22 protein-coding genes are annotated in these 25351 nt (G+C 71.0%); 10 read left to right on the plus strand and 12 right to left on the minus strand.

What is annotated here, in order from left to right; all coding sequences use genetic code 11:
• Positions 1-11 precede the first annotated feature (11 nt).
• Positions 12-1487, plus strand: a complete 1476-nt coding sequence (locus EV279_RS14045; RefSeq protein WP_133545047.1) for a hypothetical protein — start codon at positions 12-14, stop codon at positions 1485-1487.
• 30 nt (positions 1488-1517) lie between these two features.
• Here the strand turns inward: EV279_RS14045 and EV279_RS14050 are convergent, their stop codons facing one another.
• The 4 genes from EV279_RS14050 to EV279_RS14065 all read right to left on the minus strand — a co-directional run bounded on the left by EV279_RS14050 (position 1518) and on the right by EV279_RS14065 (position 5096).
• On the minus strand, positions 1518-2048 hold the full coding sequence (locus EV279_RS14050; RefSeq protein ID WP_166644538.1) for a GtrA family protein: 531 nt from the start codon (positions 2046-2048) through the stop codon (positions 1518-1520).
• A 65-nt stretch (positions 2049-2113) separates the two neighbouring features.
• Positions 2114-3142, minus strand: a complete 1029-nt coding sequence (locus EV279_RS14055; protein WP_133545051.1) for an NAD(P)-dependent oxidoreductase — start codon at positions 3140-3142, stop codon at positions 2114-2116.
• Positions 3139-3900 carry a glycosyltransferase family 2 protein gene (locus EV279_RS14060; protein ID WP_133545054.1) on the minus strand — a complete coding sequence of 254 codons (762 nt, stop codon included), beginning with the start codon at positions 3898-3900 and terminating at the stop codon, positions 3139-3141. The genes EV279_RS14055 and EV279_RS14060 overlap by 4 nt, the downstream gene beginning before the upstream one ends.
• A complete protein-coding gene (locus EV279_RS14065) occupies positions 3897-5096 on the minus strand; it encodes a nucleotide sugar dehydrogenase (protein ID WP_133545056.1) in 1200 nt (399 codons plus the stop codon). The genes EV279_RS14060 and EV279_RS14065 overlap by 4 nt, the downstream gene beginning before the upstream one ends.
• Before the next feature lie 114 nt (positions 5097-5210).
• On the opposite strand from EV279_RS14065, the gene EV279_RS14070 reads away from it, so the two are divergent.
• Positions 5211-6017 (plus strand): ABC transporter permease, encoded by an 807-nt coding sequence (locus EV279_RS14070; RefSeq protein WP_133545058.1) that lies wholly within the window; start codon positions 5211-5213, stop codon positions 6015-6017.
• A complete protein-coding gene (locus EV279_RS14075) occupies positions 6017-6793 on the plus strand; it encodes an ABC transporter ATP-binding protein (RefSeq protein ID WP_133545060.1) in 777 nt (258 codons plus the stop codon). The genes EV279_RS14070 and EV279_RS14075 overlap by 1 nt, the downstream gene beginning before the upstream one ends.
• On the opposite strand, the gene EV279_RS14080 is transcribed toward EV279_RS14075, so the two are convergent.
• From EV279_RS14080 to EV279_RS14095, 4 genes are all read right to left on the minus strand, one after another.
• Positions 6778-7767: a glycosyltransferase gene (locus tag EV279_RS14080; protein WP_133545062.1), complete on the minus strand. Its 990-nt coding sequence runs from the start codon at positions 7765-7767 to the stop codon at positions 6778-6780. The genes EV279_RS14075 and EV279_RS14080 overlap by 16 nt on opposite strands.
• Positions 7764-9677, minus strand: a complete 1914-nt coding sequence (locus EV279_RS14085; RefSeq protein ID WP_133545064.1) for a glycosyltransferase — start codon at positions 9675-9677, stop codon at positions 7764-7766. Before EV279_RS14085 ends, EV279_RS14080 begins: the two co-directional genes overlap by 4 nt.
• A gap of 96 nt (positions 9678-9773) precedes the next feature.
• Positions 9774-11084 carry an O-antigen ligase family protein gene (locus EV279_RS14090; protein WP_133545066.1) on the minus strand — a complete coding sequence of 437 codons (1311 nt, stop codon included), beginning with the start codon at positions 11082-11084 and terminating at the stop codon, positions 9774-9776.
• Complete coding sequence (locus EV279_RS14095) at positions 11081-12484, minus strand: O-antigen ligase family protein (protein ID WP_133545068.1); 1404 nt, start codon at positions 12482-12484, stop codon at positions 11081-11083. Before EV279_RS14095 ends, EV279_RS14090 begins: the two co-directional genes overlap by 4 nt.
• Positions 12485-12526: 42 nt before the next feature.
• Between EV279_RS14095 and manA the strand changes: the two genes are divergently transcribed.
• The 4 genes from manA (at position 12527) to EV279_RS14115 (ending at position 18534) form a co-directional block, all read left to right on the plus strand.
• Complete coding sequence (manA, locus tag EV279_RS14100) at positions 12527-13681, plus strand: mannose-6-phosphate isomerase, class I (protein ID WP_133545070.1); 1155 nt, start codon at positions 12527-12529, stop codon at positions 13679-13681.
• Between the two features lie 202 nt (positions 13682-13883).
• A complete protein-coding gene (locus EV279_RS14105) occupies positions 13884-14210 on the plus strand; it encodes a WhiB family transcriptional regulator (protein WP_133545079.1) in 327 nt (108 codons plus the stop codon).
• Positions 14211-14290: 80 nt separating this feature from the next.
• On the plus strand, positions 14291-17134 hold the full coding sequence (locus EV279_RS14110; protein WP_133545081.1) for a glycosyltransferase: 2844 nt from the start codon (positions 14291-14293) through the stop codon (positions 17132-17134).
• Complete coding sequence (locus EV279_RS14115) at positions 17131-18534, plus strand: DUF5719 family protein (protein WP_133545083.1); 1404 nt, start codon at positions 17131-17133, stop codon at positions 18532-18534. The genes EV279_RS14110 and EV279_RS14115 overlap by 4 nt, the downstream gene beginning before the upstream one ends.
• A 120-nt stretch (positions 18535-18654) precedes the next feature.
• Here EV279_RS14115 and EV279_RS14120 read toward each other — a convergent pair whose 3' ends face one another.
• On the minus strand, positions 18655-19095 hold the full coding sequence (locus EV279_RS14120) for a metallopeptidase family protein (protein WP_208109570.1): 441 nt from the start codon (positions 19093-19095) through the stop codon (positions 18655-18657).
• 104 nt (positions 19096-19199) lie between these two features.
• Between EV279_RS14120 and EV279_RS14125 the strand changes: the two genes are divergently transcribed.
• Together EV279_RS14125 and ahcY are read left to right on the plus strand one after the other, a co-directional pair.
• On the plus strand, positions 19200-19406 hold the full coding sequence (locus EV279_RS14125) for a DUF3499 family protein (protein WP_133545087.1): 207 nt from the start codon (positions 19200-19202) through the stop codon (positions 19404-19406).
• A gap of 41 nt (positions 19407-19447) precedes the next feature.
• Positions 19448-20965, plus strand: a complete 1518-nt coding sequence (gene ahcY / locus EV279_RS14130) for an adenosylhomocysteinase (RefSeq protein ID WP_133545089.1) — start codon at positions 19448-19450, stop codon at positions 20963-20965.
• A gap of 111 nt (positions 20966-21076) precedes the next feature.
• Here ahcY and EV279_RS14135 read toward each other — a convergent pair whose 3' ends face one another.
• On the minus strand, positions 21077-21925 hold the full coding sequence (locus EV279_RS14135; protein ID WP_133545091.1) for an RDD family protein: 849 nt from the start codon (positions 21923-21925) through the stop codon (positions 21077-21079).
• A gap of 16 nt (positions 21926-21941) precedes the next feature.
• Between EV279_RS14135 and EV279_RS14140 the strand changes: the two genes are divergently transcribed.
• Complete coding sequence (locus tag EV279_RS14140; RefSeq protein ID WP_133545093.1) at positions 21942-22937, plus strand: stage II sporulation protein M; 996 nt, start codon at positions 21942-21944, stop codon at positions 22935-22937.
• Between the two features lie 116 nt (positions 22938-23053).
• On the opposite strand, the gene aqpZ is transcribed toward EV279_RS14140, so the two are convergent.
• Positions 23054-23914, minus strand: a complete 861-nt coding sequence (gene aqpZ / locus EV279_RS14145) for an aquaporin Z (protein ID WP_133545095.1) — start codon at positions 23912-23914, stop codon at positions 23054-23056.
• Positions 23915-24040: 126 nt separating this feature from the next.
• The gene (locus EV279_RS14150; RefSeq protein WP_133545097.1) at positions 24041-25342 is read right to left on the minus strand and encodes a DUF58 domain-containing protein; all 1302 of its coding nucleotides are present in this window, start codon (positions 25340-25342) and stop codon (positions 24041-24043) included.
• Between the last annotated feature and the right edge of the window lie 9 nt (positions 25343-25351).

Raw genomic sequence — 25351 nt, forward strand, 5'->3', positions numbered from 1 at the left:
GAGCAGACTTCATGACGAGCAATCGGCCCGTACAGGCTCCTGGGCAGGCGGCGGCCGATGCCGAGCCGCCCGCGTCGCGCGCCGCGGGTCCTCGCCCGCACGGCGACGACCTCGGCGAACGGCACCGAGCATCCGCGAGGGTGGCCGATGTCCTCTTCGGGACGACTCAGCCGCGCACCGGGTCGGGCTGGAAGCGGGCCGCGCTGATCGCGGCGCTGATCGTCGCAGGCACCCTCATCTCCCTCTACCGCACTCCGATGCACTCTTGGAACGTCCTGTGGGCCGAGGACGCCGCGATCTTCCTGGACGGTGCGCTCAACGGCGGGCCGGCTGCGGTCTTCGAGCCGTGGGCAGGGTACTGGCACGTCGTGCCGCGGCTGGCGATCCTCGTCGCAGCTGCCGTTCCGTTCGGCGTCATCCCCCTCGCGGTGACGATCACGGCCGCCTTCCTCACGTCGCTCATCGCGTGCGCGTGCTTCGTCCTGCTCGAGACCCGTCTGCGCTCGGTGCCCCTTCGCTTCGCCGCCTGGCTGGTCGTGATCGCCTTGCCGATCGCCGGTGGCGAGGTCATCAACAACCTCGCGAACCTCCATTGGTTCCTGATCGTCGCGGCGTTCTGCGCTGTACTGGTGCGCTCGCGGTCTGTCGCGTTCGCGGTCCTGCAGGCGGTGGTGCTGTTCTGCGCGGTCGGAAGCGACCCCCTCGCCCTGGTGCTGCTTCCGGTCGTCCTCCTGCGGTGGTGGCTTCTGCCCGCGTGGCGCGACCGCTCGATCATCATCGCCTTCCTCGCCGCAGCGATCGTGCAGGTCGCAGTCACCTATACGGGAACCCTCGTCACGTCCGGCCGCACATTCTCGAGTGACTTCCCGACCCCGCCCGAGTTCCTCGAGTTCTACGCCTATCGTGTCGTGCTGACCAGTCTGTTCGGCACCGAGGGCAGTATGTGGATCGCCGCTCGCGCCGGTGCGACGTTCTCGGGCCTGATGCTCGCCGGCGCACTGGTGCTCCTGGTAGTGGGCGCGGTGCGCAACGCGGACCGCCGGTGGGCCATCATCGGCTTCGGTCTCGGGTCGGTCCTGTTCGCCGCGGTCGTCTACTCGCTGCAGTGGTATCAGCTGGCCGCGGCCGGAGCGATGACGATCGCCGATGGATCCCGCTATGCGGTGGTCCCGAGCGCGCTGCTGCTCATCGCGGTCCTGCTGAGCGTGGACGCGCTGGTGTCGGAGCTGCGCACACCCTGGATCCGGATCGTCTCAGGTGCTGTGGTCCTCTGCCTCATCGCCCTTCCCGCCCTCTTCGGGCTCCGCTGGTACAACGGGCGGGATGGAGCGGTCGTCTGGCCCGACGCGCTGCGGACTGCGTCGGAGGAATGCTCCACCGCCACCGGGGAACGGCACGTCGAGGTGAAGGGGGCTCCCTTCGGATTCCCGGGCGTCAACGTGTCGTGCGACCTGCTGGCGCCGTTCGGGAGGAATGGGCGGGGCTGATCCCTTCAGGGGGTCGGTCGGGGGAGCGGCTCACCCGCGCGTCGCGTCCGGATGGGGCGCGGCGCCGGGCTCGCGATGCTCCTCGATGTAGGTGATCGGGTCCTCTCCCGGGGAGTGCGGGAAGACCCAGAGCGTGTAGAGCACGTACCGCAGGCCGGTCGCGAGCGCCTGACCCAGGAAGGTGCCCGCGATGTTGTCCGCGACGACCGAATCCAGCCCGAGCACGTAGCGCGAGAAGCCGAGGCACGCGAGCTGCACGAGGATCGCCGCGACGTTCACGACGGCGTACCGCGCGACCTGCCCCCAGCTGACCGGGGCCTTCCTGTCGCGGTAGGTGAGGAGCTTGTTGCCCGCGTATGTGACGACGAGCCCGGCGATCACTGCGATGGTCTTGGCGATGAGCGGCACGGAATGCAGGGGTCCGACGCCGCCGCCGAAGACGAGAGCGTTGTAGACGATGGCGTCGACGACGAAACCGAGGCCGCCGATCGCCAGGAAGATGCCCCCGCGGCGAAGGTTCCGGATGAGGAACTCGCGGATGTGCTCAGCCGATCTCGCCATGTGCGCTGCTTCCCTCCGAGCCGGCACCGGCGCCTCGTCACGGAGTCGCCGGTGCATCGGTCTCGTCAGATGGTGCCCTCGGCGACGGCGTTCTCGATCCACGGGATGACCTCGTCGAGCATGTCTTCGAGGGTCGTGGTCGCCTCGAAGCCGAGGATCTCCTTCGCCTTCCGGGTGTCGGGCACGCGCTTCTGCACGTCGTACTCGAAGGCGGGGTCGTTCACGAGGCGCAGCGGCACGTCGGGGCCCTTGATCTTCCGCCAGATCACGTCGGCGAGCTCAGTGACGCTGTGCCCGACGGGCGTCGACAGGTTGAAGTCGGTGTTCAGCGCACCGGGGTGATCGAGGGTCATCACTATGCCGCGGGCCAGGTCGCCGCCGTAGGTGTAATGACGCACCTGGCTGCCTTCGCCCAGGATGTGCAGCGGGTCCTGGCCCTTGAGGACCTTCTGGACGAGATCCGGCACGACGTGGCTCATGGCGAGCTTCACGTTGCCGGAGTCGATCTCGACGTCGCCGAGCGCCCGGGACTCCCCGATACCGACGCAGTTGAACGGGCGCAGGATCGTGTAGTCGACGTCGTACTGTCCCTTCGCCGCGCGGGCGAAGTACTCCACGGCGAGCTTCTGGAAGCCGTACGAGGACAGCGGCGGCGGCACGAGCAGCTCGTCCCCCTCCTTCGACGGCCACCGGTCGGTCGACTCGAAGACCATCGAGGACGACATGTACGTGACCTTCTCGAGCTTGCCGCCGGCCTTCTTGACAGCGATGGCCGCATCGCACGACGAGGCGATGATGCGCTCGTTCTGGGCGATGAGGTCGTACTGGTAGGTGTGGAAGTAGGAGATGCCGCCGATGAGCGCCGCGCCGGCGATGAAGTGGTCGCAGTCCATGAGGAGCTCGGTCATGCGCTCGGTGTCGGTCACGTCCGCCACCACGAGCTCGTAATCCGGGTGATCGTCGTAGGACTTCTTGACGGGGCCGTACTTCGAGTAGTTGTCGACGCCGACCACGGAGTATCCCTGGCGCAGCAGCTCCTCGACGACGTAGCCGCCGATGAATCCTGCGGATCCGGTGACCAGGACCTTCTTCATTGCTTGCTTCCCTTCACGCCCGCCGCGGCGGGTTCGATCTCGTCGATTGCCAGAGGTCGCCCGAAGGCGAAGAGGTACCAGCGCAGGTACTTGGGTATCCACTTGCGCAGCTGGAAGTTCGACACACCCTCCGTGCGGTCGAGCCAGATGGTGGGGAGCTCGGCGACGGGCTGGCGGGCGCGGCGCGCCTTCGCGGTGAGCTCGAGTCCGATCTCGAAGCCGTCCCGGGACTGGATCGTGACCTGCCGGACGAAATCCGCGTTGTAGGCCTTGAACGAGTTCGTGGCGTCGCGGGTCCCGATGTTCGCGAAGAGATGGAGCGAGCGGCCGGCGACACGGGACAGGAGGCGCTTGAACCGCGGGCCGCCGATCTGCTGCCCGCCGGCCATGTAGCGGCTTCCGGCCGCCACGACGACGCCTCGTTCGACCAGTTCGGTGAGGGCGTCGATCTGGCGCGGGTCGTCGCTGCCGTCGGCCATCGTCACGACCACCGTCGGCGCCGCGGCGACATCGAACCCGAAGCGGATCGCGTGAGCGGGACCTCGCCCGTAGGTGTTGACGACGCAGCGGATCCGGGCGTCGTCCGCGCTGACCGCCGCCACCACCGGGATCGTCGTGTCCTCGGGGGTGTCGACCACGACGAGGAGTTCGAACGGGAGCGTCACCGTCTCGCCGACGCGCTGAAGGAACGGGCGGATCGCCTCGCCCTCGTTGTACGCCGGGACGACGATCGAGACGCGAGGTGTCTCCGTGCTCAAATCAGCACTCCGTTGCCGAGGAGGTTCCACACGTCGGCGACCGGCTTGTCGGTGACGAGGTCGCGGTACTCCTTGTGCGGTGTGGCGACGATGAGGATGTCCGCGCGCTCGAGGACTTCATCGAGCGGCAGCAGCGAGGAGTCGGTGCGAACCGAGACGTACGGATCCGTGCCGAGCACCTCCTTCGCCTTGAACCGCAGGACGCGCTGGAGCTTGTAGGACAGGCTCGACCGGATGTCATCCGATCCCGCTTTGAAGGCCATGCCGAGAATCCCGACGGTCTTGTCGGACAGGTCGTGGGCATCGTCGAGCTGGCTCGCGATGTACAGCGGAAGGCCCTCGTTGACCAGCATCGCCGCGTGGCCGAGCTGGAAGGTGTTGTCGCTGAACGCGGCGAGCTGCATCGTGTCCTTGAACAGGCACGGACCCGCCGCGAAGCCGGGGCCGGGCATGTCCTGCGCGCGCGGGTAATCCTGCGTGAGCCCCGCCCGCACACGTTCGAAGTCGACGCCCTTCGAGTTGGCCATCATGTAGAACTGGTTGACCGCCGCGAACTTGATGTAGCGCCATGTGTTCGTGAAGAGCTTCGCGAGCTCCGCCTCCTCGGGAGACAGCTCGACGATGCTCTCGGTGAGCGCGCCGAAGAGGGCGCCGGCACGGGCGATCGCGTCCGGCGTGTAGCCCGAGACGATCTGCGGCAGCTCGAACAGCTCGGTCATCGCCTTGTGCTCCGCGATGCGCTCGGGGCAGAACGCGAGGTCGATCGACAGCCCGGTCTGATCGAGCATCTCGCGCACGAGCGCGGTGACACCGGGGTAGATCGTGCTGCGCAGCACCATCAGCTGGCCGTCGCGGAAGTACGGCGCGCAGGTCTCGAGGGCGCGAGGGATGGCGTTGGGGTCGGGGTTCAGATGCTCGTCGACAGGTGTGCCGATGACCACGACGACGTTCTCGCAGGTCGCCACGACTGCCGGGTCCGTCGAGGCCGACAGCATCCCGTCGGCGACGACCCGTGCGAGGACCTCGTCGGCGCCGGGCTCGACGAAGGGCATCTGCGCGCGCCGCACGTGCTCCACCGCCCGTTCCGACACGTCGTACACGACGGTGCGCTTGCCCCTGCTGGCGAGGGCGATCGCCAGGGGCAGACCGACGTGGCCGCCACCGCCGACGACGACGACATCGTTCTCGAAAGCCATAGACCTCTCCGGTGTTCGGGGCAACCGCGCAAGTCTACCCCGAAGGTCCTCGCATGCCCGGGTCCACGCGGGAGCCGCGAAGGGGAGGCGTCCGATCGACCCTAGAATCTCAAGGTGACCACAGCCGCCGTCGGCGCGCCCGGATCGCCCCGGCGCTATCTGCATTCGCTGTGGCTGCTGTCGGCGCGCGATCTCCGAGTCCGCTACGCCACGAGTGCGCTCGGCTACCTCTGGTCCGTCCTCGATCCGCTCGTCATGAGCGCGATCTACTGGTTCGTCTTCACGCAGGTCTTCCAGCGGACGGTCGGGCACGAGCCGTACATCGTGTTCCTCATCACCGCGCTCCTGCCCTGGGTCTGGTTCAACTCCGCCGTCTCGGACTTCACCCGGGCCTTCAGCAAGGACGCGCGGCTGGTCCGTTCGACGGCGATCCCGCGATCGATCTGGGTCAACCGCATCGTGCTGTCCAAGGGCGTCGAGTTCGTCTGCTCCATGCCCGTGCTCGCGCTGTTCGTCATCCTCTCGCAGTGGACGAGCACGCCGGCCGAGCTGAACTGGGGGATCCTGTGGTTCCCCGTCGCGATGGTGCTGCAGGTGGTGCTGCTCGTGGGACTCGGTCTGCTGGTCGCGCCCCTGTGCGTCATCTGGAGCGACCTCGAACGCACGACCAAGCTGATCCTCCGCGCCCTGTTCTACGCCTCGCCGGTCATCTACGGCGTGGAGGACCTGCCCGGTGTCTTCGAGACGCTCGCCGCCTTCAACCCCCTGGCGGGCATCTTCGCCCTCTACCGCGTCGGATTCTTCCCGGAGGAGTGGGACCCGTGGGTGATCGGCATGGGCGCCGTCATGTCCTTCCTCTTCCTCGCGCTGGGCGTCATGGCGTTCCGGCGGCTCGAGCGACCGGTGCTGAAGGAGCTGTGATGGTCCAGGCATCCACCCCGTCCGACACCTCGACCGGCGCTCGCCATGCGATCGAGGTGAAGGATCTGGGGGTGCGCTTCCGCCGCAACCGCCGCGGCAGGCGGAGCCTCAAGGATCTGTTCGCGGGGTCGAACCGCCGCTCCCGGCCCGGGGAGTTCTGGGCGCTGCGGAACGTCTCGTTCACCGTGGCCCCCGGCGAGTCGATCGGCGTCGTCGGCCGCAACGGACAGGGGAAGTCCACGCTCCTCAAGCTCGTGGCCGGCGTCCTGCTCGCGGACGAGGGGACGGTGAGCGTCAACGGCGGAGTCGCCCCGCTCATCGAGATCACGGGCGGATTCGTCGGCGACCTCACCGTCCGCGAGAACGTCCGCCTGACGGCGGGCCTGCACGGGATGTCGCGCGGCGAGGTCAATCGGCGCTTCGAGGAGATCATCGACTTCGCGGAGATCGCCGACTTCGTCGACACCCCGTACAAGCACCTCTCCAACGGCATGAAGGTGCGCCTGGCGTTCTCGGTCGTCTCGCAGCTGGACGAGCCGGTGCTCCTCGTGGACGAGGTCCTCGCGGTGGGCGACAAGGCGTTCCGGGAGAAGTGCTACAGACGCATCGACGAACTGCTCGCCGACGGCCGCACGCTGTTCTTCGTCAGTCACAACGAACGCGATCTGCGGCGATTCTGCACGCGCGGCCTCTACCTCGACAAGGGTCGGCTGGCGATGGATGCCTCGCTCCAGGAAGTGCTCGACCGGTACAACGCCGACTATCCCGTCGGCTGATCGGCCCTTCCCGCGACCAGCGGGGGCATCGGCTGCCAGGATCTGTCCCGCGAGATCCTCCCGCCGTCGCGGAGCCCGCGGAAGAGGTTCGAGGTGCCGCGCACCGTGCGCTCGACGAAGACGAGCCGGATGAGCTCCTTGCCGAAGGTCAGCGCCGTGCCGAGAGCGAACAGCACCGGGTGGTAGACCCCTTGCCAGCGGTAGTACTGCTTGATGATGGCGCGGTTGCGCATGATGTAGTAGCGATACCGGTCGCTGGACGCGTTCATGTGCCGGATGCCCATGTCCCACTGCTTGATCTCACGTGTGCGGCGCAGCACGAACTCGTCGACGATGACCGACGTCGTCCGCCGCGACGCGAGCCAGCCGTACAGCTGATCGTCCCAGTAGATGAAGAACCGCGGGTCGGGCAGGCCGATCTGGGCGACGATGTCGCGGTGGATGAACATGCCCTCGAAGCATCCCGAGTTCATCTCCTTGTAGCCGGACGCGTCGAAGCGGGAGGGAGCGAAGGGGATCGGGATGGCGAGGGGCTCGGCCACGCGATACTGCCAGTAGAACTCGCTGCCGTCGTAGTCGTAGCGACGCCCCTGGATGCTCTTGAACCGCGGCGCCCACGCCCCCATGCGGGCCAGCCCGTCCGGGAGCACTTCGACGTCGTCGTCCATGAGCCAGATCCACGTCGAGCCCAGGTCGTAGGCGGTGCGCATGCCCTCGCTGAAGCCGCCCGATCCGCCGGTGTTCGTCTCGAGGCGGCGATACACGAGCTCGCTCGGGGCGAGCCGGCTCCGGAACGACTCGACCACGTCGCCCGTGTCGTCCGATGAGGCGTTGTCGATGATCACGACGTGGCCGGGCTTCGGGTCCATCTCGGCGATCGAGGTGAGCAGCCGCGTGAGCAGGCCGGAGCGATTGAACGTGACGATCGCGATCGTCGCGGTCGCGGGGTCGAAAGCCGTCGAGACGTCGCTCATCGGTCGCCCCCTTCGAAAGTGCGCCGCCACGCCTCGAGCGACGTCAGCTCGGGCATCGCCATGCGATAGTCCCGCGCCAGGGTCGGCCATTGACGGCGGAGCCTGCGGTGCAGCCGCACGCTCTCCACGAGCATCCGGCGGTAGCGGCCTCGATCGCGCATGTAGATGTTCTTGCCCGAGCCGTCGGCAGCGTTCACGAGGGCGCTGTCGTACAGCGGCAGACGCCACCAGTGCGCGTCGTCCTTCCCGAACTCGACCTCGGGCTGGGCGAGGTTCTCGGGGCGCGCCGCGTGGACCCAGTGGGAGACGAGCGCGACCGCGGTGAACCACCGGAGCCGGAGTCCGCTCGGGCTGTCGTAGTCGTGGCGGCGGCGGCGCGTGAACACCTGACGGCCCCGCCGCGACCGCAGCGGCACGCCCGTGTCCTTGTGGACGACGGTCTCGGGATACTCCTGGGCCAGGGCGCGGGCCTGCGGCATCGCCGTCGCCAGGTTCGCGCGCATGTGCTCGGGACCGCTCAGGATGTCGCGCAGCGCGCGGTGCCGGAGGGCCACGGGGTAGTACTGCATCATCATCAGGTGCTTGAGGTCCATCCGGCGGCTGTGCCGCAGGAGGGTGCCGCCCTGCGGCGCCCGGGAGTGCAGGAGCGCCGCCACGATGCGGTTGCGCGCGTGGAAGTACGCCTGCCAGTCGATCGAGTCGTCCTTGCCGACCCACGAGACGTGCCACAGTGCGATGCCGGGCATCGAGACGGTGGGGGTGCCGGCCTCGCGCGCGCGCAGGCAGTACTCCGCGTCATCCCACTTGATGAAGGCGGGAAGCGCGAGGCCCACCTCGCGGATCGTCGAGACGGGGATCAGGCACATCCACCACCCGTTGTAGTCCGCGTCCAGACGCGTGTGCAGCATCGACGTCTGGCGGAGGTTCGACGCGCTGAAGTCGTGCGGCATCCTGTCCTGGTAGAGCGTCCGCCACATGAACGGCTGCTCGTCGACGACCTCGGCCCAGGCATGGAGCCTGGGGCGATCGAGCAGGTCGAACATGTGCGCGCCGACGATGGTCGGCACCGATGCGTACCGGCCGAACACGACCGACCGGCGCACGGACTCGGTCTCGAGTCGCACGTCGTCGTCGAGGAGCTGCACGAACTCGCTCGTGCCGGCCTGGAGCGTCTCCGCCATGGCGCGGGCGAATCCCCCCGACCCGCCGAGGTTCGGCTGCGCGATGACTTCGAGCTTCTCGCCGAGCGAGGCCGCGATCTCGGCGAACTCCGGCTGTCCGTCCACGCGCCGGTCGCCCTGGTCGACGATGTAGATGCGATCGAGCACCTCGAGCACGTCGGGCTCGGACGCGAGGTTCATGAGCGTCCAGATGCAGTAGTCCGGCTTGTTGTAGGTCGTGATGCCGATGGACGCATTCCCCGATCGGGAGGGCTCGGTCTCGGTGGTCCACTCCGCGCCCTCGAACACGGCGTTCTGCTCATCCGCGACGATGTCGAACCAGATCCACCCGCCGTCGCTGTACTGGTTCAGGACGAGGTCGAAGTCGGACGTCGTCTCGCCGTCGACCTCGCGGGTCTCGATGCGCTGGTGCACCCCCGACCCGGTGGAGCGGTAGACGAGGACGGTCGCGGGCCCGGAGGTGCGGACGGTGAGGCGCACGTCGCGGACCGGCGTCCAGTGCTGCCAGTACGAGGCCGGGAACGCGTTGAAATAGGTGCCGAACGACACGCGGCGACCGGCCACGATGCGCGCGCGGCGCCGGTCGAGGATGTTGCCCAGGTGAGCACGGTTCGACACGCGCACCGGCTCCTCGTCGATGACCGACCAGATCTCGGGGTCGACGTAGAGCGGCAGAAGATCGGGGTCCCGGTCGGTGGGGAAGACGACGTTCTGGAGCACGTGGGGCACGGTGGTTCTCCGAGATGGGGGCTGCGGGCGCCGAGGCGTCGGGGCCGAGAGAGGATCCTACCGTGCGCGCCTCAGACGACCCTGGCAGCGGGGTGCTCACCCGCCCGGGACGTGGGGGAGGGCGGAACCGCCGTTCTCGGCGTCGTCGAACCGGTCCCGCCACGACCTGGACTGCGCGGCGCGGACCGCGCACACCACCAGCAGCAGCCAGCCGAACCCCCACAGGGTGAAGCTCTCGAACATCGAGTCGACCAGCAGGGCGACGAGGATGAGCGGCGTCCAGGCGTAGACGATCGACCGGCGCTCGCTGGCCACGAGCCACGCGCGCAGGAACGCGAATCCCGCGAACGCGAGGAAGAGCACCAGCCCCACCCAGCCGAGCTGCAGCAGCACGTCGAAGTAGGCGTTGAGGCCTGACGCGTGGGACTGCCCGGCCGAGAAGTTGACCGCCCAGAACGGCAGCTCGCTCTGGGCCCACGGACCGAACCACCCCCAGCCCTGGACGGGTTTCATGCGCTGGTAGATCAGGATGCTGGCCCAGAGGTTCGCCCGGGTCGAGAAGTCGCTGCCCGCTCCGAGCCACGCGATGATGGGATGCCGCGCGATATAGCCGGCGACGAGCCCGATGGCCACGATCGCCCCGAAGATCCACTGGAGGGTCGTGCGGCGATGCGGAGTCGCGTGCCGGACCACCGCGAGGACGCCCGCGGCGACGCCGACGGCGGCGGCGAGCACGACGACGGTGGGGGAGTCCGAGAGCACGGCGATGACGCCGCCGAGCACGACCGAGAAGAGGGAGACGCCCGGTCGCACCGACTGCGTGCGGTACTCCACGAGGAAGGTGATCAGCGCGAGGACCGCTGCGAAGCCGAGCAGATTCCTCGTTCCGAACACGCCCTGGATCGGGCCGAACGCCGCGATGTCGCCCTGGATGCCGAGGAAGGTGAGCGGCGTGTCGAGGAGGATGCCCGAGAGGATCTCCAGGCCCAGCGAGACCCCGAGCATGACGCGCATGACGTCGCCGAGCGCGCGCACCGTCTGCAGGGTGTCGCGCACGTGTCCGATCGTGACGGCCAGGAGCGCGACGCCGACCAGCGACACCCAGCCCCAGAAGCTGCGTGTGGCGTCCGAGCTCCAGAAGATGCTCGCGAAGGCCCAGCCGACGAACAGGACGAGCGTCGTCGGCACGAGGCGGACGAACGAGATCTCGCGACGACGCGCCGCCAGCATCCCGGCGGCGATGACGCACAGGCCTGTGACGATCGTGACGTAGGTGACCCGCCCCGCCATGCGTTCGATCGCGACCGAGCCGAACACCGTGCCGAACACCGTGAGGGTGAAGGCTCGGGCCAGCGCCGCGGACGCGAGGAGACCGCCGAGGCCGCGTCCGGCGCCGGGCTCGCTCACGAAGCCTGCTTCGTCAGCTCGCCCCGCTCGATGGCCAGCGTCTGCTCCGCGGGACCGACCCCGATGTGCGGCGACTGCTTGATCTTGAAGCTGAACATGACGACGAACATCCAGCCCCACAGCAGCAGCGGACTGGACTCGGAGATCCCCTGCACGAGGAGGATGGCACCGACCAGCGTGGGCAGGAGCGACAGCGCCGAGTAGGGCCGGTCGTCGCGGAGGTCCCAGCGCGGCCGGTCGACCGCGAAGAACCAGGCGCGCCACACGAAGGCGAGATAGGTGAGGCCGACGATGACGACGCCGATGACGCCGAGCTGCAGGAACACGTCGACCCACATGTTGTGCGCCTGCATGACGCTCTGGCCGTGGTCGATGATCCAGCCGTCGAAGGCCGGATCGGCCGGGTTCCACGGGGTGGCGAAGCCCCACCCGACCCACGGGTTCTCCCACGCCTTGGCCAGCACGACGTCCCAGATGCCCTCGCGTCCGGTGAGGTCCGACTCTCGTCCGACGAAGGTGAGCAGCTGACCGCGCAGGAACCACAGCGCCACCAGGCCGCCGACGCCGACGACCGCGTACGCGACGTAGTACGGCGTGCGCTCGCCGGGCCTGCGGGCGCGGCGCATCAGCAGGACCGTGACCAGAGCCACGGCGACGGCCGCGGCCGCGACGTATGCCGTGGCGGAGCCGGCGCGGAACATGAGGAACCCCGACAGTGCGATCCAGAGCCACAGCAGCACCCTGCGCGGGGCGCCCGCGGCGAGACGGATGGCGAACACGATGATCGCGAGGAGGCACAGCGGTCCGAGCAGGTTGGCATTGCCGACGATCCCCTGGATGCGACCGCCGTCGAGCAGGTTGTCGCGCGACCAGTAGACGATCGGGTCCACCTCGCCCTCGGGTCGAGGCTGGAATCCCGGCATGACCGCATGCCCGATGACGACAGACACGAAGAGCTCGAACAGGAAGGACAGCGCGACGACCCACTTGAGGGCCGAGGCGATGGCGCGCACGAGTTCGCGCCACGTCAGGACGCTCCCGACGAAGAGCGCCTGCAGGGTCGTGATGAGAAGGAGCAGCCACGTCAGGGCGCTCGTCTGGGCCCACGCGGACCACGCGATCGACAGGGCCGCCCAGAGCACGTAGGCGAGCGCGAACATCGGGAGCCGCCGCCACTGCACGGGCGGCCGGATGACGAGCCACAGCAGCAGGGACAGCACGCCGCTGCCGATCGCGACCACGGCGGCCGTCGGCTGCCCGAAGGCGTGCACCCATGCGGTGCCCGACAGCGCCGTGAAGAGCACGAAGATGCACCAGGCGCGCAGCATGAGGTGCCCCGTCTTCTCGCGGACCGGGGCCTCCGGCGGCGCCGACGCCGGGTGCTTCGTGTGGACCGCCATCGTTCACAAAGGGTACCGCGGCGGCGTGGCTAGGCTGAGGACATGCTGGTCTCCCTCGTGAATGAGCCGCGCGACTACGCCTGGGGGTCCACGACCCGCATCGCGGAGCTGGAGGGGCGTGCACCGAGCGGGCGCCCCGAGGCGGAGGTCTGGTACGGGGACCACCCGGCCGACCCGGCCGTCGTCCCCGACGGCCGCAGCCTCGGGGACTGGCTCGCCGCCGAGGGTGCCGGTACGGGCGCGCCGCTGAAGCTGCCCTACCTCCTGAAGGTGCTGGCCGCGGCATCCCCTCTCTCCATCCAGGCGCACCCGTCGAAGGAGCAGGCGGCGGCCGGCTTCGCGCGGGAGGAGGCGGCGGGCGTGGATCGCGCGTCCGCCGAGCGCACCTACCGCGACGACAACCACAAGCCCGAGCTCCTCGTCGCCGTGAGCGAGACCTTCACGGCGCTGGCGGGGCTGCGCGACCTCGTTGCCACCCGCCGGCTGCTGGGTGCCCTCGGAGACGCCGGGCGGCCGCTCGCTGAGCGATTGGCGGGACCGGATGCCGCGGCATCCCTCCGCGAGACGATCGCCTGGCTGCTCTCGGGCGCCGCGCAGGCGGAGGTGAACGCGATCGTGGCTGCGGCCGCCCAGGCCGACGACGAGGAGTTCGCCGCCGAGCTCGCGCTCGCGCGGCACCTGGACGACGCCTACCCCGGCGATCCGGGCGTCGTCGTCGCGCTGCTGCTGAACCTCGTCGTGCTGCGGCGGGGCGAGGCCGTCTTCGTGCCCGCCGGCGTGCTTCACGCGTACGTCGAGGGTCTCGGCGTCGAGCTGATGGCTGCAAGCGACAACGTGCTGCGCGGCGGGCTCACGCCGAAGCACATCGACGTGCCGGAGCTCGTCGACATCCTCGACCCGACGCCCGCGCCGCCGCCCGTCCTGAAGCCGGAGGTGCACGACGGCATCGAGCGATTCAGCGTGCCGGGGATCGCCGACTTCGCTCTGCAGCACGTGGCCGTGCACCCCGGCGGACCGGCCGCCGTGAACGTCGACGGCGTCGGCATCGCGCTCGTGACAGCCGGCGAAGTCGAGGTCGAGGGGACGCGGGAGCGCGTGACGCTGATCCCGGGGTGCGCCGTCCTGATCACCCCGGATGAGGGAGCCGTGCGCGTGAAGGGCTCGGGCGACCTCTTCGTCGCCACCCCGGGGCGCTGAGCCCGGAGGCGGCGATCGGGCGGAGGCGGCGATCGGGCGGAGCGCGAGGCGTTATCCGCGCGTGACACGCCGACGGCGCGTCGTGAACCCTCAAGCGCGGGGTGAGGCTTTATGGTTCGCGACTTGACCATGGCGAATTACACGGGTGTAATTGCTCTCACACGCGGACCAGCGTGGGGGGTTCAGCAGGTGGGAGAACGAGATGACGGTTTCGCATTACCGTTCCGGCGTTCCCGACAATTGGTTCGTCGATCCGGTCAGCCTGGGAGTCCCAGGGGTTCGTCGGCCCGTCGAGGGCGAAGACGACAATCCACTCGCGTGGCAGACCGATGCGCTGTGCGCGCAGACCGACCCCGAGGCCTTCTTCCCGGAGAAGGGCGGCTCGACGCGTGACGCCAAGCGCATCTGCACTTCGTGCGATGTCCGTGGCGAGTGCCTCGAGTACGCGCTCCAGAACGACGAGCGCTTCGGGATCTGGGGCGGGCTGAGCGAGCGGGAACGCCGCAGGCTCAAGCGCCGCGCCGGCTGATCCGGCCGTCGTCCGCGATCCGGGGCGCGCCGAGAGTGCGCCCGGGAACGCGGTTGACGCCCGCCTAGGCTGACGGAGTCATGCCCGGCCGAGTCCACGCGATCCTCGTCGTGCGCCCCGATGGGCGCACGCCCGCAGCGTTCCATCTTCGTCGCACGCTCGCGGCTCTCGCCGCTCAGTCCCGCCCCGTCGACGTCCTGACGATCGTGGTCTGCGGCGATGAGCCTCTGGTAGCGGAGGCCGCAGCATCCGCCCCGGCCGAATCCGTCATCACGGCGCCGGCGCGCACGGGATTCGCGGAGGCGACGGCGATCGCATCGCGGCGCATCGCCGATGCCGACGCCGTCTGGCTGCTGGCACAGGACACGACCCCCGAGCCGGAGGCGCTGAGCCGCCTGGCGGGCGCTCTCGAGCTCGCGCCGTCGGTCGCCTTCGTCGCTCCCAAGCTGGTCCGGGCCGACGACCGGTCGATCATCGTCTCACTCGGGTCGAGCACGACCCGGCTCGGACGCGCCGTCACTCTCGCCGAGGGCGAGCTCGACCAGGGCCAGCACGACGTCCGCGAGGATGTCCTCGGAGCGGATGTGCGCGGCATCCTCGTCCGCGCCGAGCTGTGGAACGCCCTCGAGGGCCTCGACCGGGCGCTCGCCGGCGCGGAGGAGGGGCTCGATCTCGGCATCCGCGCCCGCCTCGCGGGCTCTCGGGTCACGCTCGTGCCCGGCGCGCTCGTCGCCGTCTCCGGCGACGGGGTCGCGGGACCGCCCGCTCCCACCTCTCGCGGACGCCGGTGGCAGGCGGCGATGGCCGCCCGCATCTCGCAGCTGCACCGGCGACTCGCGTACGCGCGCCCGGTCGCCGTCCCGTTCCTCTGGATCTCCATCCTGCCTCTGGCGCTCTGGCGCACGGCGGTCCTGCTCGTCGCGAAGCAGCCCGGGCTGATCGCCCCCGAGTGGGCGGCCTCGGCCGTCGTGCTCGTGCGCATCCCATCGATCGCGCGGTCGCGGTCCCGCATCCGCCACGCGCGGAGCACGCCCTGGGCGCAGCTGGCGTCCTTGAGGGTGAGTCGTTCGCAGCTGCGTGAGCGACTCGACGACGGCGGCGACGTGCTCGGAGAGGTGCAGCGCGGAGAGCTGCACTTCTTCTCGGGCGGAGGCGCCTGGCTGGTGCTGGCGGCCCTTGTCGTGTCGGTCGCGGCGTTCACCGCGCTGCTGGCGTGGCCCGTGCTGGGTGGTGGCGGTCTCCAGCCCCTCCGGTCGGTCGTCGCACAGCTGTGGACGGATGCCGCGTACGGCGTTCGGGCGCTGGGGCTGGACACCGTCGGCCCGGCGGACCCCTTCGCGGCGGTCATCGCGGTGCTCGGCTCGCTCTGGCCGCTCGAACCCTCGCGCACCGTCGTCCTCCTCTGGGTGCTCGCCCTTCCGCTCGCTGCCCTCGGCGGATGGTTCGCCGCGACGAGGGTCACCGACCGGTCGGTGCTGCGCATCACGGGCGGAGCGGTATGGGCTCTCGCCCCGACCTTCCTCGCGGCGCTCGTGGAAGGCCGTCCGACGGCGGTCCTCGTGCATCTGCTGCTTCCGTGGCTCTTCTACGCGGGCTCCGTCGCACATCGCTCGTGGGTCGCGGCGGGCGCGGCATCCATCCTCTTCGCGGGGGTCGTCGCGTGCGCGCCGTCCCTCGCACCCGCCCTGGTCGTCGTCTGGGTCGTCGCGCTCGGGCTGACGATCGCGCGCCGGGCCGGACGCGGCGTCGGTCAGCTCGTCTGGGTCGTCATCCCGGCCGCAGCCCTCTCGGCCCCGCTCGTGTGGTACCAGCTGCGCACCGGCGATGCATGGGGGCTTCTCGCCGATCCCGGCGTCCCGTGGCCAGGACCGCAGGTGCCCCCCGACCCTTCGGGGCGGGCGCTCCTCGCAGCCGGCTTCCCCACGTCCGACCCCGGCGGCTGGGGCGCGTTCCTGGGGGGCGGTCCGACGTGGTGGGTGCCGCTGCTGGCCGCTCCGGTAGCCGTGCTGGCACTGATCGCGCCCGTGACCCAGCGCTGGCTGTCGGGTGTCGTGCTGCTCGTCGTGGCGGTCTTCGGGATCGGCACGGCGTTCGCGGCGGCGGCGATCGCCGTCGCTTTCGCCGAGTCGCTTCCCGTGCCGATCTGGCCCGGCGCGGGGGTCAGCCTCGCATGGCTCGGAGCAGTGGGAGGTGCCCTCGTCTCGCTCGACTCGGGGCTCGCGCCGCGCGCGGCGGCCGCGAGGAACCTCGTCGCCGTCCTCGTCGTGGTCGCCATCGCCGTGCTGTCGATTCCCGCTCTCACCGCCTCGGTGCGTGGGGCCACGTTCCTCACCAACGGGCCCGACAGCACACTGCCGGCCTACGTCGCGGCCGAGGGGCGCGACGACCCGGACGTCGGGACGCTCGTCCTCACGCCTCAGAACGCCGGGGGCCTGGCCGCCGAGCTCGTGTGGGGAGGCAGCGAGACGCTCGGAGGCCAGGCCACGATCGTCTCGACGCGCACCGAGCCCACCGCAGGCGACCGGACGCTCGCCGAGCTGTCGGCCGACCTCATCGCCGCCTCCGCCGCGGATGCCGTGGCCGGCGTCGCCGCCGAAGGGATCGGGTTCGTGCTCCTCGCGCCGGCCGCCCAGCCGGAGTCCGACGCGGCGCGCTCACTCCGGCTGTCTTCCCGCACCGCGCTCGACCAGCGCGACGGACTGGACGCGGTGGGCGACACGCCCAAAGGCTCGCTCTGGCGGGTCACCGTGCCCCTCGGCGACCGAGGCGGGGCATCCAGCGGCGATCTCGCCGGCTGGATCGCGTTCGGCCAGCTCGTCGTCTTCGGCGTCGCGCTGCTCCTGGCGATCCCTACGACGGGCGCGCGTCGAGCGGCACAGCGCACGCCGCGCGTCGTCGGACACTACTGGCGGGAGGGACGATGAGCGATCGGCGGGTCTTCCGCTGGGCGACGACGGGCGCCCGTGTGCTGGCGGGCACGCTCGTGGCCGCCGCCTTCGTCGTCGCCGTCACGACCGCGGTCGCCGTGCCGTGGCCGACCCTCACGCGCGATCCTGTCGCCGTCACCACCCGGCCGGCGCCCGAGGCGAGCGTGCTGGCGTGCGCGGGCTCGCTGCTGGCCCTCGGCCGAGACGCGGGGACGGCCGGTGCGATCTCGGCCGCGGCGCCGCAGAACCTCATCGCGGGGGTCCGGGAGGGGGCGGCGCCACCGGTCGAGACCCCGCTCGCGACGTCCGTCGCGGGCTCGGCGGCGTCGGTCTTCACCGCCGAGCCTGAGAACCGCACGCGCACCGACCTCGCGGCCACCGGCTCCTCGACCGTCGCGGACGACGACCTGGCGGGGTACGCCGCGTCGGCCTGCCGCCCGCCGCTGACCGAGTCGTGGCTGGTGGGCGGCGCGACGACGACGGGCTCGGGAGACATCGTCGTCCTCTCCAACCCGGGCCAGGTGGCCGCCACGGTGCAGCTCACGGTGTTCGGCACGTCGGGCCCCGTCGTCCCACCGGGGGGCGACCTCGTGGTCGCGGCCGGGACGCAGCAGGCGCTGTCGCTCGCGGGGCTCGCGCTCGGCCAGGACAGCCCCGTCATCCGCGTGTCGGCCATCGGCGCGCCTGTCACCGCCGTCCTGCAGACGAGCCTCACCCGCACGCTGCTCCCGGGGGGCGTGGATCAGGTCGGCGCGATCGAGACGCCGGAGCAGATCCTCGTCATCCCGGGCGTCTCGGTCGCACCGACCGACGGGCCCACCGTCGACACGCAGACGATCCTGCGCGTCCTCTCGCCGTCGGCGGACGCGACCGCTCGCGTCACCGTCATCCCGACGGGCGTCGCCCAGCCGGTCTCGGAGCCGATCTCGATCTCGCTCACCGGCGGCCTGCCGCTCGATCTCGATCTCGGCGGACTGGAGGCGCGCGAGTACACGGTCAGCGTCGAGGCGGACGCCGCCGTCGTGGGCGCCGTGTGGCAGACGACGGGCTTCGGGGAGGGTTCGGACTTCGCGTGGTACACCCCGGCGCCGGAGCTGGCGGTGCCGAGTCTGTTCGCCACGCCGACCGGTCCGTCGCCCGCCCTGACCGTCGCCAACCCGACCGGCGAGCAGGCGCAGGTCACGGTCGACGCCGTCGACGGCTCGAGCTCGACGACGGTCGTCGTCCAGCCCGGGCAGTCCGCGCGCTTCAGCCTGCGGGGCCGCACGGTGTACTCGATCGACCCGGGAGGGGTGCGCGTGCGAGCGGGTGTCTCGCTCACCGCCGACAACGCCCTCGCGGGATACCCCGTGTGGTCGGGCGACACGGCGGCCGAGCCCATCGTCGTCTACCCGTAGCGCGGGGTCGGCGCCACCGAGCGCCTGCCGGCATCTCGGCTCGTCTGGGCGATGTCGGGCATCCTCGGCGGCCGAGATCGTCCGGATGAGCCGACGAACGGCGGCGGCCGGGGATCGGGATCAGAAGAAGCGGAAGCGCTCCGGGCCGAGGTCCCAGGGATCACGGTCGAGGTACTCGGCGGCGGCCCGGAAGACGCAGCTCTCGATCATCATGCGGCGGTGGAGCTCGTCGTTGCGGTGCAGATGGCTGAGCCGTTCGATGGGGAGGCGGTACAGGATGATCCGCTTCGCATCCGTCAGCACCTGCCAGCGGGGGATCCCGTCGTCGTCGGTCGCCGGCGGCATGTCGGCGATCTCGAAGCTGACCTCGCGCAGCTCCTCCCACGCCGAGCGCAGGAACTCGGCGGCCGTGCCGACGGCGAGGTCGAAGCGCTCCACGCGGGTGTCGAGCGGCGGAAGCGGCGGCCGCACGACGGGGCTCCTGCCCTCGCGTCCATGACGGCCGTGTCGCGCGGGGCGCCGCGCGCGCCGAGCGGCGTCCCGAGTCCTCCGCCACGCCATGCCCCCATCCTAGGGTGGCCGGTCGCGCCGGGCGCCAAGCCCTCGGAGGGCGTCGCGGCGCGGCATCCGTCGCCCGCCGGCGGCCCTGGATAGGGTCGACAGCGATGCGCGAGAGACTCTGCTCCAAGGTGGGATGCGCCCGCGAGGCGGTCTCGACCCTCACGTACGACTACGGCGACCAGATGGCCGCCCTCGGGCCGCTCGGGCGGGGCGGGGATCCGCATGCCCACGACCTCTGCGCGATCCACACCGACCGACTCTCGGTGCCCAAGGGGTGGGTCGTCGTGCGGCACCAGACGCTGCGCGTCTGACACCCGGCTTGCGCCCCGATTCGTCGTGGGACAATGGATGGATGCCCACCACCACCGCCGCTCCCACGGTCCCCGAGCCCGTTGAAGGACCCTCGACCCCTGAGCTGGTCGAAGGGCACGCTCTCGACTTCGATGTCGCCGACCTCTCGCTCGCCGAGGCGGGGCGGCACCAGATCCGCCTCGCCGAGAACGAGATGCCGGGTCTCATGGCGCTGCGCGAGGAGTTCGGACCGACGCAGCCGCTGAAGGGCGCGCGGATCGCCGGCTCGCTCCACATGACCGTCCAGACGGCCGTGCTCATCGAGACGCTCGTCGCCCTGGGCGCGCAGGTGCGCTGGGCGAGCTGCAATATCTTCTCGACGCAGGACGAGGCTGCCGCGGCGATCGCCGTCGGTCCGACCGGCACGGTCGAGGCACCCGCGGGCGTCCCCGTCTTCGCGTGGAAGGGCGAGACGCTCGAGGAGTACTGGCGCTGCACCGATCGCATCTTCGACTGGTCGGCCGAGGGCTTCGACGGTCCCAACCTGATCCTCGACGACGGCGGCGACGCGACGCTGCTCGTCCACAAGGGCGTCGAGTTCGAGAAGACCGGCGCTGTTCCGGATGCCGAGGCCGGCGCCTCGGAGGAGTACCGCATCATCCTCGACACGCTGCGCGCGAGCCTCGCCCGCGATCCCCAGCGCTTCACGCGCATGGCCCGAGAGCTGATCGGCGTGACGGAGGAGACGACGACCGGCGTCCACCGCCTGTACGACCTCGCGGCATCCGGAGATCTGCTCTTCCCCGCCATCAACGTCAACGACTCCGTGACGAAGTCGAAGTTCGACAACACCTACGGCATCCGCCATTCGCTGCCCGACGGCATCAACCGCGCCACCGACGTGCTCATCGGCGGCAAGGTCGCCTTCGTCGCGGGGTACGGCGATGTGGGGAAGGGCTCGGCCGAGGCGCTGCGCGGCCAGGGCGCGCGCGTGATCGTCGGCGAGGTCGACCCCATCTGCGCGCTGCAGGCCGCGATGGACGGCTTCCAGGTCGCCCGGCTCGAGTCGGTTCTCGACCAGGTCGACATCGTCATCACAGGTACGGGCAACACGCGGGTGGTCACGGCGGAGCACCTCCTCGGGCTCAAGCACCTGGCGATCGTCGGCAACGTCGGCCACTTCGACGACGAGATCGACATGGCCGGACTCGCAGCGATCCCGGGGGTCGAGAAGGTCGAGATCAAGCCACAGGTGCACGAGTGGCGCCTGCCGAACGGCCGGAGCGTGCTCGTGCTGAGCGAGGGACGCCTGATGAACCTCGGCAACGCGACGGGGCATCCGTCGTTCGTCATGAGCGCCTCGTTCTCGAACCAGGTGCTCGCCCAGCTCGAGCTCTACACCCGGCGCGAGGACTACCCGCTCGGCGTCTACACGCTGCCGAAGACGCTCGATGAGAAGGTCGCGCGCCTGCACCTCGCGGCGCTCGGGGTCGAGCTCACCGAGCTCTCGGCAGAGCAGTCGGCCTACCTCGGCGTGCCGGTGGACGGCCCCTACAAGCTCGACCACTACCGGTACTGACGGGCGCTTCCCTCCGCTGAGCCTCCGGCGGGTCGAGGTCTCGTCGCCGGATCGAGCCCCGCCGGCACTCGACTCGCACCCGGGGCGCGACCCATCGGCGCGCGACCGTGGTCAGCGCACGGGGAAGCCGCGGATCGCGCCGCTCCGACCCTGCGTGAGGGCGGCGACCCGCTGAGCCTCCAGGCCGAGTGCGCGCAGCTCCCGGTCGCGGCGGACCGCCACGACGCCCCGCACGAACAGCTCGGGATCGACCGGCGGCACGGGTGACACGTGCTGCGCGGCCTCCTGGGCGAGGGATGCCGCGACCCGCGCGCGAGCGGCGGGCTCCATGGCGTCCGCGTGCGAGACGAACTGCGCCGTGCGCCGCGCGAGCCGGTCGGGAAGGCGCGCGACGTCCGCCACCTGCGCCCAGCCGACGAGCGGGTACGGGATGCCGGGGGCCGGCGCCGGAAGGGGAGGCGTCCGGGTCCGCTCGGAGTAGGTCCCGGCCAGAAGGTCGCCGAGGCGCTCTGCCCGGGGCGTGAAGGCGCCGACGATCGCGGCGACGGCGCCGGCTGTCAGCCAGATCTCGAAGACGCCGACCAGCGCGCGGATGAACGCCTGGCGGAACCCCGAGGCCCCCCCGTCGGCCCGGACGATGCGTCCTCCGGCGGCCAGCTTGCCGAGGCTGCGCCCCCGCGTCGCCGTCTCGACGACGGTCGGCAGGACGACCGTGACGAGGACGACGGCGACCACCGCGAGGATGGGCGACACGCTCGCGTCGAGGAGGCTCTGCCCGAGGAGCCAGGTGCTGACGAGCGAGAAGAGGAGGAGGACCGCAAGCGCCAGCAGCACGTCGATCACGAGCCCGAGCGCCCGCAGGAAGTAGCCGATCGGCTGGACATCGAGGGCGACCGCCTCGCCCGTGAGGATCTCGTCCTGTCGGATGTCGACCACGGTGGGGGGCGGCAGGGCGCTCATGCGTAAAGTAAACCAAATGGACCTCGATGCGCTCACGGCCGCGCGGCGCGCGGAGTGGTCGAGGCTCGACGAGCTGAGCCGATCCCGGTCGCTCACGGGCGCCGAGGTCGACGAGCTCGTCGCCCGGTATCGCGCCGCCTCGGCGGACCTGGCCGAGATCAAGACGTCCGCCGGACGCACGTCGCAGGGCGATCATGTCTCGACGATGCTCGCCCGGGCGCGGCTGCGGCTGACCGGCGGGCCGGAGAACGTGCTCCGGCAGATCCCGCGCTTCTTCGCCCTGCAGCTGCCGGCGGCGCTCTATCGCGTGCGCTGGACGACGCTCGTCGTCGCGATCGCCTTCCTCGTCGTGGGCGTCGTCGTGGCGTTGTGGATCTCCGGCGACGCGGCGCTCGTCGCGACGCTCGGCAGCGACGCGCAGCTGTCGTACTACGCGGAGGAAGCGTTCACCGGGTACTACAGCGAGAATCCGGCCGCGGTCTTCGCGGGCACCGTCTGGACGAACAACGCCTGGATCGCGGCGCAGTGCGTCCTGTTCGGCATCACCGGGATCTGGCCGGTGTACATGCTGATGCAGAACGCGATCGGCGTCGGGACGGCCGCGGCCGTCATGATCGCCTACGGACGCGGCGACGTCTTCCTGCTGTTCATCCTCCCTCACGGCCTGCTGGAGCTGACGAGCATCTTCGTCGCGGGGGCGGCGGGCCTGCACATCTTCTGGGCGTGGGTCGCACCGGGCCGCCGCACGCGCCGCGAGGCGCTCGCCTCGGCGGGCCGATCGCTCGCCACGATCGCGATCGGCCTGATCCTCGCGCTCGCCGTCTCGGGCGCGATCGAAGGCTTCGTCACGGCCCAGCCGTGGCCGTGGCCGGTGAAGATCGGCATCGGCGCCGCGGCTCTCGGGGCCTTCCTCTTCTACATGATCTTCGTCGGGGGCCGAGCGCACCGGCTCGGCGAGACGGGCGACCTCACGGAGTACGAGACGGGCACGCCGACCCTCGTGGCCGGCTGAGGCCGAGCCGGCTGAGGCCGAGGCGGCCGAGGGAAGAGGCGGCCGAGGGAAGAAGCGGCCGGCGGATGAGAAGGGCCCGGCCGCCGCAGCGACCGAGCCCCTTCCAGGCCGCGCCGTCAGGTTCGCTTGGTGCCGTCGAACAGCGCGCGGTAAGCGAACCCGGCGATGAGCCCGCCGAGGATCGGGAACACGATGAACACCCACAGCTGCGCAAGCGCAGTCGGGCCGCCGTACACCGCGGTCGCGATCGAGCGCGCGGGGTTCACCGACGTGTTGTCGATCGGGATGGTCGCGAGGTGGATGAGCGTCAGCGTGAGGCCGATCACGAGGCCCGCGAAGACGGGGTTGCCGCGCGTGGAGTGCGTCACGCCGAGGATCACGATGACGAAGAGGGCCGTGAACAGGACCTCCACCACGATCGCGCCGAGGATCCCGAAGCCTCCGGGCGAGGCATCCCCGAAGCCGTTGCTGGCGAAGCCGCTGTCCTGGGCGTTCGTCAGCCAGTTGTCGGGGTTGGACAGGCCGATCAGCACGATGACGGTCGTCGCGACGAGACCGCCGATGACCTGGGCGATGATGTAGCCGAGCACGTCGCGCCACGGGAAGCGGCCCGCGGCGGCGAGGCCGAGCGTCACGGCGGGGTTGAAGTGGCCGCCCGAGATGGGGCCGAAGGCATAGGCGCCGGCCACGACGGTGAGCCCGACGGCGAGCGAGACGCCGAGGAATCCCACGCCGAGCGAGGTGCCGTTGTCGCTCGCGCCGAAGTTCGCGGCGAACAGGGCCGTGCCGATGACGCCGAGCACGAGGAGGAAGGTGCCGAACCCCTCGGCCGTGAGGGTCGCGGCGGTCGACGGCGCGACCGGCGTGTGCGTCAGCGGTGTCGGCGGGACGGGCTCGTCCGGCCGCGGGTCGGCGGCACCGGGAGTGTGGTCGATGGGGGTCGGATCGACCGGCTTTTCCGGGCGCGGATCGCTCATGAGGTCTCCTTAGCATTGCGGCGGCGGAACGGCCGCCCGCTGGGAGCATAGGGCATGTTCAGCGGACTCCCAGGGAAGCGGTGCGGGGTGCCGTCACACGGCGGAACGCACGGCCCGCCGCGGTTCTCAGAGCCGGCCCGCCGCCTTCAGCGCGAGGTACCGGTCGGCGATCCGGGGCGGCAGGCCGTCGGGGTCGTCGGCGATCGCCTCCGCACCCGCGCGGGCGATCGCGCCGGCGACGGATGCCGCGTCCCGCTCGGTGCGCGCCGCTGCCGCCTCCCGGTAGACGTCTGCGGCGTCCGGCCGCGGTTCGCCGGGAAGCGGCTCGGTCGTGACCGTCCCGACGAGCACGTGCGTGCGCTGGGCGAGGGCGGGAAGGGAGCCCAGGAAGCCGCGGGCGGCATCGGGCGCGTCCTGCGCCGTGAGGAGCACGACGAGAGCGGGGCGCGAGGTGAGCGCGCGAATCTGAGCGAAGGCGGCGTCCCAGTCCGTGTCGATGAGCTGCGGCTCGACGCCCGCCATGGCGTCGACGAGCGCGGGCAGCAGCGCGGGGCCGTCCACGCGTGTCACGCGCGCTCGGATCACGCGGTCGAACATGAGGAGGTGGACGTGATCGCCCGCGCGCGCCGCGAGTGCGGCGAGGAGCAGTGCGGCCTCCATCGCGGCGTCCAGGCGCGCGCCGTCCCCCACCCGGGCCGCCGCCGTCCTTCCCGTGTCGATGACGATCACGACGTGACGGTCGCGCTCCGGCCGCCATGTGCGGAGCATCGTGGTGCTCGAGCGCGCCGTCGCGCGCCAGTCGATCGAGCGGACGTCGTCGCCGCGGACGTACTCGCGCAGGCTGTCGAACTCCGTGCCCTGGCCGCGCACCTGCACGCTCGTCGACCCGTCGAGTTCACGCAGGCGCGCGAGCCGCGACGGCAGATGCCGACGCGCGGTGAAGGGCGGGAGCACCCGCAGGGCGCCCCGATCGTCGATGCGGCGCTGCCGACCCGCGAGGCCGAGCGGGCCGACGGAGCGGACCACGACGAACTCGCTGCGCAGCTCGCCGCGACGGCGGGGGAGAAGCGGGACGACGAGCCGACGCCGCTCGCCCGCGGGGACGTCGAGCGGCAGACGTGCGAGCGGGGCGCCCGCCGTCGGCTGCCACGCGTCCCGGACGAGCCCGCGGACCCGCCGCTCGCCGGCGTTCGCGATCACGAGCTCCGTCTCGACGCGCTGCCCGAGGAGGGCCCGAGCCGGGACCCGCCGCTCGAGGCGGAGGGCCCGCGGCGAGGGTGCGGCCGCGGCATCCGCCACCGCCGCGACGAGGCACAGCAGCACCCATCCCGCCGCCGTCGCCCACGCGTCGAATCCGGCGGCCGCGAGCAGCACGACGGGCACCGCGCCGAGGGCGACGAGGAGAGGGGAGCGGCCGGTCAGGTACATCGCCGGAGC

Source organism: Microbacterium sp. BK668 (genome assembly GCF_004362195.1).
Classification (GTDB): domain Bacteria; phylum Actinomycetota; class Actinomycetes; order Actinomycetales; family Microbacteriaceae; genus Microbacterium.